The organism is Sphingomonas sp. (assembly GCF_042096255.1).
Lineage (GTDB): Bacteria > Pseudomonadota > Alphaproteobacteria > Sphingomonadales > Sphingomonadaceae > Sphingomonas.
This window is the reverse complement of record NZ_JBELLZ010000032.1, coordinates 22767-32104: the sequence shown is the minus strand read 5'-3', so window position 1 is coordinate 32104 and position 9338 is coordinate 22767. Positions and strand designations below refer to the sequence as shown.

Below are 9338 nucleotides of genomic sequence, written 5' to 3'. Positions count from 1 at the left end.
CCGCACTCCGCTAATCTACGCCGCGAGTTGTGCCGAATGTTCTGACGACGGACAGACGCTTACACGGCCGATCGCGCCAAGCTGGTCTCGGCGGGCAGTGAGTTGCGTGCGCAGCGTCATACGGATTTGGCGGGGGCCGCAAATCAGGTACGCGCGAAGCTGCGCCGGTTCACAGGCCAGCGTCAGACGTTCCTGGCGATGCAGGACGAAGTGAAAGACTTGCGGCGAAATCAGGCTCCCGAGACACTTCGCCAAGCCCAGGCCCGTCATCCGAACAGTGGCATGTCGGACGAGCAATGGGCGGCGTTCCTGCTGGATTACAAGGGCAAGGTTGACGACAACCTTGTCGATTACGTGAAATGGGTGGACGGCAAGATCGCCGAACTCAAGGGTATTGCGCCGCCTGCCGGCGATCCGAACAAGCCCTATTTCGCGGATGATACCGACCTCACGACCTTGTCCCAGGCCGTCCTCGATGCGGAAATGGGGCGATTGGAGAAGCTGGTCAGCGCCGACAAGGAAACTCAGAAGCGGTATACTGCCCTGTCCGGAAGCATCGCGACGGAGACGGCGGCCCTTCAGACCCTCACCGATAAGCTGAAGGATGCGCAAGGTGCCAAGGATCGGGCGCGTGATCTGCAAAACGAGCGCGAGGAAGCCTATGGCAGAGCTTTCGATGCCCTGGTCTCCGAGCAGTCGGTTCTCGAAGAGCTATATGCGCCGCTGATGGCGAGGCTGGCGGCGTCTTCCGGCACGCTAAAGAAGCTATCGTTCTCGGTTGCCCGGATCGCAAATGTCGAGCAGTGGGCGGCAGAAGCGGAAGATGGGCTCATCGATTTGCGCAAGGGCGGCGCGTTCCGGGGCAAGGGTACGCTCCTTCAGAAGGCAAACGAGGTCCTGAAAGACGCTTGGGAGACAGGCGATTCAGCCGCTGTCCGTACAGCGATGGCGGAATTCCGCCGCCTCTATCAAAAGGATCTCCTCGACCATTCGCCGGTCGCTCACACCGATCAGGCCGAGTTTCGGGCATGGTCGAAGCGCTTTGCTCAGTGGCTGTTCAGCACCGACCATATCTCGATCCGGTACGGCATAGATTATGACGGTGTCGATATTCGGAAGCTGTCGCCCGGCACGCGGGGGATTGTCCTGCTGCTGCTGTATTTGGCGCTCGACGATAGCGATGATCGGCCGCTCGTGATCGATCAACCGGAGGAGAATCTCGACCCGAAATCAGTGTTCGATGAGCTGGTCCATCTGTTTGTGGAAGCCAAGGCGCACCGTCAGGTGATCATGGTGACACATAACGCGAATCTGGTGATCAACACCGACGCAGACCAGATCATCATCGCCGAGTCCGGACCCCATCCGCACGGGGCATTGCCCCCGATTACTTACACCTCCGGGGGCCTCGAAAGTGCCTCGATCCGGAAGGCGGTCTGCGACATCTTGGAAGGCGGCGAAGGCGCGTTCCAGGAGCGCGCTCGTAGACTGCGCGTGGGGTTGGACCGCTAAAGTTGCGACGCTTGATGGAACCAAGCTGTTCGGCGACAGCGGCTTGAAAGGCGGTGCGATCCGCGGGGGGACATCTTCTTTGACTGCGGCTCGATTTCGTCGATGCGGATGTGGATGCGTCGCCCGAGCCGTGATTGGTATCGTGCGGATGCGCCGGCGTCCCTCGCCATGAAACGTTTGAAATCACTCAATGCCTGCCGAACCTCATGCCTCAGTTATGGGTGTCCATGGCTCTCAGTTCGGTGAGAAAGACTGTTCCAACCTCCACCGCTCGCTTGGCCGCGTCAGGGTCGACGTCCACGCCGTGCGAGGCTTCGTTCATGATACGCAGCGCGCGGAGCATTTCATCGGTGCTTGCTGGCATCGCTCCATTCTTTCTCAGGTCTCGCAGCATGTTCATGATACCAACGGGCCGATCGAAGACGATGCCTTTTTTCTCCGCGAGGTCGCGAAGCGCACGTTCGATTTCGATGCGAAGCCTGACCACCGACATAAGCGGGAATTCGCGCGCGAACTCTTCTACCGTCGGAAGCTCATGCTCGAGCTGAGCCGGAAGGGCCTGCGAGAGCCGATATTGAGCCACGCCCATCGGTTTGCTGGAATCCCGAAGGGCATATTCCACGACCACCTCGTTGCGGCCCTTGCACAGGATGATTCCGATGGTCGGTTGGTCATCTGGATGGCGGAGCTGGTCGTCCACGGCCGAGAGGTAGAAGTTCATCTTGCCGGCAAACTCGGGCTTGAAGTCCTCGATCTTCAACTCGATCACCACAAAGCAGCGTAGGCGTAGATGATAAAATAGGAGGTCGAGGTAATAGTCCTGCCCACCGACTTCGAGATGATACTGGCTGCCGACGAACGCAAAGCCCTTGCCAAGCTCCATGATGAGCAGCCGCAGGTGCTCGATCAGGCCGCGTTCGAGATCGCGCTCGAGCATATCCGGGCCGAGTGCCAGAAAGTCGAATGTGTAGGGGTCCTTCAGGATCTCCTGGGCGAGTTCTGATTGTTCGGTCGGAAGGGTGCGCGAGAAGTTGGTGAGCGCGCTGCCCTGTCGGGCGAACAGATTGCTGCCTATCTGATGGGCGAGGACGTTACGGCTCCAGCCATGCTCGATGGTTTGCCGGGCATACCAAGCGCGTTCCTGCGGTCGCTTAACCGCGTCGAGGATGAGCATGTTGTGGCCCCAGGGCAATTGTGCAGCAAGCTGCTGCACAAATTCGACATCGGGCCAAGCCTCGGCGAAGGCACGCATATATTTCAGGTTTCGAGCCGACAGCCCGGTCATTTCCGGGAATGCCTGACGCAGGTCACCGGCCAACCGGTCGATGACCCTGGCACCCCAGCCTTCGCGCTCCTGCCGGCCCAGAATGTCGCGGCCGATATTCCAATAGAGACGAACCAGTTCGCGGTTAACCGACAGGCCTGCCCGGTGCCGAGCGTCGGCGATCTTCCGTTTCAGATCGCTGACGAACGTCGCGTAGGTCTGGGCGTCGATTTCGGCGGCCGTCTTGTCGATTTTACCCCTGCGAGGGGCGGGCTTGGATGGAGAAGGGCTCATGCCGCCATCTTCATACGCTTCTTGGCGAGCATGGCGCGGACGAACTTGTCCCATTTCGCCATGCCGGCACGTTTCTCGGCCATGTAGTTCCAGCGATCATAGTGTTTCGAACTGACGTCCTGCAACGCGTGGTTCTGCAAGCGGTCGCGGATGTCCTTCGGAACGCCTGCCTTACCGGCCAATGTCTTGAAGGTGCGACGGAGATCTCGGTTCGTCGCGTGAGGGATCACGCCACGGTCTCGCTGGCGCCACACGAAACTGTAGAGCGTGCCGTGGCTGACGGGCTTTGATGGATCTTTGGCGGAGGGGAAGTACCAGCCGTATTTGTTCGGAGTGATCGATTCGATCAACTCGGCTGCAATTGACGGCACCGGAACAGCGTGCGGCTGGAGATTCTTGGTCTTTGACCAGTCGATGATCCGCTCTTTGGCGTCCCATTGATCGACATGGAAGCGCGCGATCTCCTCGACCCGCTGACCGGTTAGCATCAGAAGCTGAACGGCACGGAGATAGGAAGGCGTCACGGGCGTATCCGGGCAGTCCAGCCAGCGATAGAGTCGCACGAACTCGTCCTCATCGAGCCAGCGCGTGCCTTGCACCTTGGGCTCGGTGGGGATGCCTGTTGCCGGATTGAAGGGAATGCGGAAGCGGCGCGCTGACTGCTGCCGATAGTCGTTGTCGGATTTCATGCCCCAGCTAAAAGCCGCATGGAGATAGGAGCGCACATGGTCCGCCATCGACTTGGCGCCGCGCTCATAGATCGGACGGATCAGCTCGATGATTTCCTCGGCCTCGATATCACGAGCGAGGCGATTGCGCCCCAGCGTGTCAGCGATCTTGTTGAGGCCTTTTTCGGTTTCTTTCCAGGAAGGCTTCCCGGCGTCCTTGAGCGCCGCGACATAGCCCTCGAACAAATCGGCGACCGTGCCGGGGCGGGTATCCGTCGCAATTTTGATGCTGCGTCCCTTCTGGATCACGTCCGCGAAGTCGCGCTTGTAGATCTCGCGCGCCTGGGCGAGCGACATGGAGGGATAGGCGCCGATCTTTTTCTTGGTCCGTTTGCCGTCACGCCACTGCTGCGCCATCCAGTCGGCGGTGACACGTTTGGGCATAGGCTTGAGAACAAGGACGAGACGGCCGGTGCCGCGCCCTTCGCCGTCGGCGAGATTTTCTTGCTTCTGACTCGTCTCGACCCGCTTCAGCGCATGTCGAATAGCCGTATCGGTCAGGCTTGGCATGACATTTCTCCTGTCCCGCAACTGGGATCGGTCAAGGAGAAACGGGGATCGTTTGCTGGGAGCGGAATGCCGTTTTCTACCCCTTTAACCGCTCCCAATTTGCCATAACCACCCCCTGTACGCAATCCAAGAAAATCGGCTATTTCTCTGATGTTTCAGCGGTATTGAGCGTGATCCAACGTGATCGAAATGGGGGTAGTGGGGTGGTTGTGGACCAGGATCAGCGCCGCCGAGCCGAGCTCCAGCGCGCGGCGGATCACGTCGCGCACATAGACCGCGGTCTGGTCGATCGTCCCCTCGCTCATCAGCTCGTCGCGGATCAGCATGTTGCGCGTGTTGAGGTGGAGCACGCGGAACCGCTCCACCGGATGATGCGCCATGTCGGCGCGCAGATAGTCGAGCAAAGCCTGCCAGTTGGCCAGCACCGGACGCGCCGCCACCTCCGCCTGGAGCAATCTGAGGCCCAGCGCCTGCGCCACCTTCACCGCCGCCGCGCCCGCCTCGCCCATCTTCGGCACGCGGGTCAGCGCCACCGGATCGGCCGCGAGCACGCCGCCGATCCCGCCGAACTCGCGCAGCAGCGCCTTGGCGATCGGCTTGGTGTCGATCCGCGGCATCGCCAGCATCAGCAGATATTCGAGCAGTTCATGGTCGAGCAGCGCCGCGCCGCCCGCATCGAGCAGGCGCCCGCGCAGCCGGGCGCGATGGCCCTGGGTGTCGGCGGCGGCGACGGGATCCTCGGCCATCAAGCCAGGCTAGGGGCGGCGCGGCGCGCGTGCAATCCGCCTATGTTTCCGATCGGTTGACACCTTGTGACCCCCCGGCTAACCGCGGCCTTGCCTTGGCGGGCCCGCCACTTGGCATCGCTTGTGCCTGCCCGGAGAGGGAGAGGCGTGGCGATCGAAGACGGGCCCGGACCAGAGCGCCTCCGCGAGGATGCCAGGCTTAAGTCGCTCGATTCGCGGCTCAAGTCGGCAAAGCAAGCAGAGGCGCGCCGCACGGGGGCGGGCGGGGGCGCGACCGATGCGAATTATCGTCTCGGCAATCGCGTACTCGCCGAGCTTCTGGGCGGAATGATCGGTGGCGCGCTGATCGGCTGGGTCATTGACCGTTTCGCCGGCACGTCGCCCTGGGCCCTGCTCGTGCTGCTGTTCCTGGGAATAGCCGTGGCGTTCAGGAACATCTATCGTATCGCGCAGCGCCCGAAGTAGCTTCGGGCGTTTTCGTAGGGGGAGTTTCGGTGGCGGCTGGCGGCGGCAAGATCGATCCGATGCACCAGTTCGAGGTGCAGACCCTGTTCGACATCCCCCTGGGTGCCGAGCGGGTGCTGCCGTTCACGAACTCGGCCCTGTGGATGATCGTGTCCGCGGTGGTGCTGTGGGTGTTCATGCTGGGCGGCATGCGCCGGCAGACCGTGCCCGGCCGCTGGCAGATGGCGGTGGAGGTGTTCACCAACTTCATCGACAGGCTGCTCGCCGCGAACATCGGCACCGAAGGGCGCAAGTATCTCCCTTACGTCTTCTCGCTGTTCATGTTCATCCTGTTCGCCAACATCGTCGGCCTGCTGCCCCTGGGCCTGGTCGGCCTGCACCCGTTCACCGTGACGAGCCATTTCACCGTCACCGGCGTGCTGGCGATCCTCAGCTTCTCGATCGTGCTGGTGGTCGGCTTCTGGAAGCATGGCCTGCGCTTCTTCTCGCTGTTCGCGCCCAAGGGCACGCCGGTGCCGGTGCTGCTGCTGGTCGCGCCGATCGAGTTCGTGTCGTTCATGGTCCGCCCGTTCAGCCTGGCGCTGCGGCTGTTCGTGGCGATGACCGCGGGGCACATCCTGCTCAAGGTGCTGGCCGGCTTCATCATCAGCTCGGCGAACGCCGGCCCGGGCTGGGGCCTGCTCGTGGGCATCCCGTCGGGCGCGCTGATGGTCGGCGTGTCGGCGCTGGAGCTGCTGGTCGCGGGCGTGCAGGCCTATGTCTTCGCGCTGCTGACCTCGCTCTACATCAACGACGCCGTGCACCTGCACGATCATCATTGATCCCCGGTCACCTGATTCACTGCAAGAGATAACAAGGGAGTTTCATCATGGACGCAGATTCGATCAAGCTGCTCGGTGCCGGCCTCGCGGCGATCGGCGCCGGCCTCGCCGCGCTGGGCGTGGGCAACGTCTTTTCCGCCTTCCTCCAGGGCGCGCTGCGCAACCCGGGTGCCGCTGCCAGCCAGCAGGGCAACATGTTCATCGGCTTCGCCGCGGCCGAGCTGCTGGGCCTGCTCGCGTTCGTCGTCGCGGTGCTGCTGATCTTCGTCGCCTGACTTTTGGGTCCGGGCGCCGCAAGGTGCCCGGGCAGGGCTTGAAGGGACCGCGATGCCGCAGATCGAACAACTTTCCGCCAGCTGGGGCGCGCAGGTCTTCTGGCTCGCGCTGGTCTTCGGCATCGTCTTCCTGGTGATCGGCCTGGGCATGGTGCCCAAGATCCAGGGCACGGTGGATACCCGCGACAAGGCGGTGGCGGATGATCTCGCCGCCGCCTCGCGGGCGCGCGAGGATGCGCATCGCGTCGAGGCCGAATGGCGCGAGCGCGACCAGGCCGTGCGCGAAAAGGCGCAGGGCACCATCGCCGAGGCGCGCGCCCGCGCCGCCAAGGCGACGGAAGCGACGCTCGCTGCCGCCAATGAGGCGCAGGCGGCGCAGGTCGCCGAGAGCGAGGCGCGCATCCGCTCCGCCTCCGCATCGGCGTCTGCCGAGATCGAAGCGGTCGCGGCCGAGGCTGCGCAGGAGATCGTCGCCCGGCTCGCCGGCGTGCAGGTCTCCGCCGAGGAGGCCCGCGCGGCCGTGCAGCACGGTGCGGTGAAGGCGGCGGCGCATGGCTGAGTTTCTGATCCTTTCCGTTGCACCCAACCTGACCGAGGTCGTCGAGATGGAAGGCCAGCCGCATACCGGTGCCGAGGCGGTCGAGACCGCGCATGGCGGCATCGGCGCCGCCAACCATCCCGATCCGTCGGCGCTGGGACTGGACGGCACCGGCTGGGTGTCGCTCGCCATGGCGGCGTTCCTGGCGATCGTGCTGCTCAAGGGCGGCTGGGGCATGATCACCGGCCTGCTCGACAAGCAGATCGCCGGCATTCGCCACCAGCTCGACGAGGCCAAGGCGCTCCGTGCCGAAGCTGAGGCGCTGCGCGACGAATATGCCCGCAAGATCGCCGATGCCGAGACGAATGCCGCCGAGATGACCCGCCATGCCGAGGCCGAATCGGCAGCGATCGTCGAGCAGGCGCGCAAGGACGCGGACGAATTGGTCGCGCGCCGCGCCAAGATGGCCGAGGACAAGATCGCCGCTGCCGAGCGCACCGCGGTTGCCGAGGTCCGCGCCAAGGCCGCCGCGGCGGCGAGCGCGGCGGCCGAGACGCTGATTGCCCAGCGCCACGGCGCCGAGGCGGACCGCGCCCTCGTGTCGCGCACCATCTCCGGGCTCGGCCGGCTTAACTAAGCCGTTCGACAGTGGCATGCGGACGGGCTAGGCTCGCCCGCATGCGCGCCTTCCTGCTGCTTGCCCTGCTCGCCACGCCGGCTTTCGCCCAAACGGGGGAAAGCGCCCGCGAGTCGGCCGATCGCTTCGAGCTGGATCTTGCCGCGCCCGAGGACGAGGCTGCCGACACTGCGGTGACCGGCGGCGAAGCCCCCCGGTCCGAGCCCGCTGCGTCGACGGTGGAACCCGACAGCGTCGACCCGGCACCGGAGGTCGCACCGGCCGAGGATGCCGTGGCCGATGTGCCGCCGCCCGCCAGGGCCGAGGCGCCGGCGAGCTTCTCCGCCGACACGCCGATCGAGGCGCTGATCGCGGACAAGCGGAGCAAGGCGGTGCTCGACTGGCATATGCCGGGCCTTTCCACCGACAAGAACCTGGCGAAGTTCAACAAGATGTCGCTGCGTCAGCTCGCGCCGCTTTCCGGCGGCCGCCTCACGCCTGACTTGCTCAAGAAGGTCTCGGCAGACCTTGAAGCGATCAAGTAGCGGCAGGGTTCGCGGACAGCGCCTGGCGCAGCCGCGTCGCACCCGCGTGCAGCGCGGCGAGCTCCTCCAGCGGTAGCCCGGCCTTGGCCACCAGGGTCTCGCCCAGGCAGGTGCAGCGCGCGCGCATCGCCACGCCCGGCTCGGTCAGCCGCACATGGACGCGCCGCTCGTCCGCCGTATCGCGCTGGCGCGTCACCAGACCCGCGGCTTCGAGCCGCTTGACCAGCGGCGTCACCGTGCTCGATTCGAGTGCGAGCCGCTCGGCGATCGTACCGATGCTCAGCCCGTCCTCGTCCCAAAGCGCCAGCAGGATCAGGTACTGCGGATAGGTGAGGCCGAGCGCGTCGAGCATCGGCTTGTAGGTGCGCGTCACCGCCATCGAGGCGGCATAGAGCGAATAGCAGAGCTGCCGTTCGAGCGGCAGCGGCAGGGCGTTCATGGCGTATCCTGATGTCACTTGGTTGTCACGATAACTATTGTGCTTGCCGCGGGATGCAAGTGTGCCTAGGTATGTGCCGCGATAAAGACTCTCGCCGCAATAAAGGAGCGTTTCGATGTCCGTGGATGTAAAGTACCGCACCTCCGCCACCGCTACCGGCGGCCGCGACGGCACCGCCAAGGTCGATGACGGCGGCTTCTCGGTGAACCTTTCCACCCCGCGCGAGCTGGGCGGAGCGGGCGGCGACGGCGCCAATCCCGAGCAATTGTTCGCCGCCGGCTATGCGGCCTGCTTCACCGGCGCGATGAAGGCGGTTGCCCCGTCGCTGAACCTCAAGGTGCCCGCCGAGACCACGGTGCAGGCAACCGTCGGCATCGGCCCGCGTTCGGAGGGTGGCTTCGGCATCACCGCGGACCTCCACGTCACCCTGCCGGGCCTCGACCGCGCTGACGCGGAAAAGCTGGTCGCCGCCGCGCACCAGGTCTGCCCTTATTCCAACGCCACCCGCAACAACGTCGACGTCGGTCTCACCGTCGCCTGACCGACTGGTTGCCGCCGAGTCCGGGCATGCCTAGATCGACAGGC

The 9338-nt window shown here is 64.4% G+C and carries 11 protein-coding genes and 1 pseudogene; 8 read left to right on the top strand and 4 right to left on the bottom strand.

What is annotated here, in order from left to right; translation table 11 throughout:
• Positions 1–57: 57 nt before the first annotated feature.
• Positions 58–1512 (top strand): annotated as a pseudogene (locus ACFDTH_RS08200) (TrlF family AAA-like ATPase); the annotation flags it as partial.
• A 211-nt stretch (positions 1513–1723) separates the two neighbouring features.
• Here the strand turns inward: ACFDTH_RS08200 and ACFDTH_RS08195 are convergent.
• The 3 genes from ACFDTH_RS08195 to ACFDTH_RS08185 all read right to left on the bottom strand — a co-directional run bounded on the left by ACFDTH_RS08195 (position 1724) and on the right by ACFDTH_RS08185 (position 5054).
• A complete protein-coding gene (locus ACFDTH_RS08195; protein WP_375287043.1) occupies positions 1724–3070 on the bottom strand; it encodes a YhcG family protein in 1347 nt (448 codons plus the stop codon).
• Positions 3067–4308: a tyrosine-type recombinase/integrase gene (locus ACFDTH_RS08190; protein ID WP_375287042.1), complete on the bottom strand. Its 1242-nt coding sequence runs from the start codon at positions 4306–4308 to the stop codon at positions 3067–3069. Before ACFDTH_RS08190 ends, ACFDTH_RS08195 begins: the two co-directional genes overlap by 4 nt.
• A gap of 155 nt (positions 4309–4463) precedes the next feature.
• A complete protein-coding gene (locus tag ACFDTH_RS08185) occupies positions 4464–5054 on the bottom strand; it encodes a RadC family protein (protein ID WP_375287041.1) in 591 nt (196 codons plus the stop codon).
• Between the two features lie 153 nt (positions 5055–5207).
• Here ACFDTH_RS08185 and ACFDTH_RS08180 point away from each other — a divergent pair, with 153 nt between their 5' ends.
• Genes ACFDTH_RS08180 through ACFDTH_RS08155 form a run of 6 tightly spaced genes read left to right on the top strand, consistent with a single transcriptional unit; the run spans position 5208 to position 8314 of the window.
• The gene (locus ACFDTH_RS08180; RefSeq protein ID WP_375287045.1) at positions 5208–5519 is read left to right on the top strand and encodes an AtpZ/AtpI family protein; all 312 of its coding nucleotides are present in this window, start codon (positions 5208–5210) and stop codon (positions 5517–5519) included.
• A gap of 59 nt (positions 5520–5578) precedes the next feature.
• Complete coding sequence (locus ACFDTH_RS08175) at positions 5579–6340, top strand: F0F1 ATP synthase subunit A (protein WP_375287044.1); 762 nt, start codon at positions 5579–5581, stop codon at positions 6338–6340.
• 47 nt (positions 6341–6387) lie between these two features.
• Complete coding sequence (locus tag ACFDTH_RS08170) at positions 6388–6615, top strand: F0F1 ATP synthase subunit C (protein ID WP_375287040.1); 228 nt, start codon at positions 6388–6390, stop codon at positions 6613–6615.
• Positions 6616–6667: 52 nt separating this feature from the next.
• A complete protein-coding gene (locus ACFDTH_RS08165; RefSeq protein ID WP_375287039.1) occupies positions 6668–7174 on the top strand; it encodes an ATPase in 507 nt (168 codons plus the stop codon).
• Positions 7167–7790: a F0F1 ATP synthase subunit B gene (locus tag ACFDTH_RS08160; protein WP_375287038.1), complete on the top strand. Its 624-nt coding sequence runs from the start codon at positions 7167–7169 to the stop codon at positions 7788–7790. Before ACFDTH_RS08165 ends, ACFDTH_RS08160 begins: the two co-directional genes overlap by 8 nt.
• Before the next feature lie 41 nt (positions 7791–7831).
• Positions 7832–8314: a hypothetical protein gene (locus ACFDTH_RS08155; protein WP_375287037.1), complete on the top strand. Its 483-nt coding sequence runs from the start codon at positions 7832–7834 to the stop codon at positions 8312–8314.
• On the opposite strand, the gene ACFDTH_RS08150 is transcribed toward ACFDTH_RS08155, so the two are convergent.
• Positions 8307–8753 (bottom strand): MarR family winged helix-turn-helix transcriptional regulator, encoded by a 447-nt coding sequence (locus ACFDTH_RS08150; RefSeq protein WP_375287036.1) that lies wholly within the window; start codon positions 8751–8753, stop codon positions 8307–8309. The genes ACFDTH_RS08155 and ACFDTH_RS08150 overlap by 8 nt on opposite strands.
• A gap of 115 nt (positions 8754–8868) precedes the next feature.
• Between ACFDTH_RS08150 and ACFDTH_RS08145 the strand changes: the two genes are divergently transcribed.
• Positions 8869–9294, top strand: coding sequence for an organic hydroperoxide resistance protein (locus tag ACFDTH_RS08145; protein WP_375287035.1), 426 nt, complete (start codon positions 8869–8871; stop codon positions 9292–9294).
• Positions 9295–9338: the final 44 nt, after the last annotated feature.

Bases quoted from the DNA above. Each gene is read 5' to 3' on its own strand.
- ACFDTH_RS08165 (WP_375287039.1), top strand. From the start codon at position 6,668: ATGCCGCAGATCGAACAACTTTCCGCCAGCTGGGGCGCGCAGGTCTTC.
- ACFDTH_RS08155 (WP_375287037.1), top strand. From the start codon at position 7,832: ATGCGCGCCTTCCTGCTGCTTGCCCTGCTCGCCACGCCGGCTTTCGCC.
- ACFDTH_RS08185 (WP_375287041.1), bottom strand. From the start codon at position 5,054: ATGGCCGAGGATCCCGTCGCCGCCGCCGACACCCAGGGCCATCGCGCC.
- ACFDTH_RS08195 (WP_375287043.1), bottom strand. From the start codon at position 3,070: ATGAGCCCTTCTCCATCCAAGCCCGCCCCTCGCAGGGGTAAAATCGAC.
- ACFDTH_RS08175 (WP_375287044.1), top strand. From the start codon at position 5,579: ATGCACCAGTTCGAGGTGCAGACCCTGTTCGACATCCCCCTGGGTGCC.
- ACFDTH_RS08150 (WP_375287036.1), bottom strand. From the start codon at position 8,753: ATGAACGCCCTGCCGCTGCCGCTCGAACGGCAGCTCTGCTATTCGCTC.
- ACFDTH_RS08145 (WP_375287035.1), top strand. From the start codon at position 8,869: ATGTCCGTGGATGTAAAGTACCGCACCTCCGCCACCGCTACCGGCGGC.
- ACFDTH_RS08160 (WP_375287038.1), top strand. From the start codon at position 7,167: ATGGCTGAGTTTCTGATCCTTTCCGTTGCACCCAACCTGACCGAGGTC.
- ACFDTH_RS08170 (WP_375287040.1), top strand. From the start codon at position 6,388: ATGGACGCAGATTCGATCAAGCTGCTCGGTGCCGGCCTCGCGGCGATC.
- ACFDTH_RS08190 (WP_375287042.1), bottom strand. From the start codon at position 4,308: ATGCCAAGCCTGACCGATACGGCTATTCGACATGCGCTGAAGCGGGTC.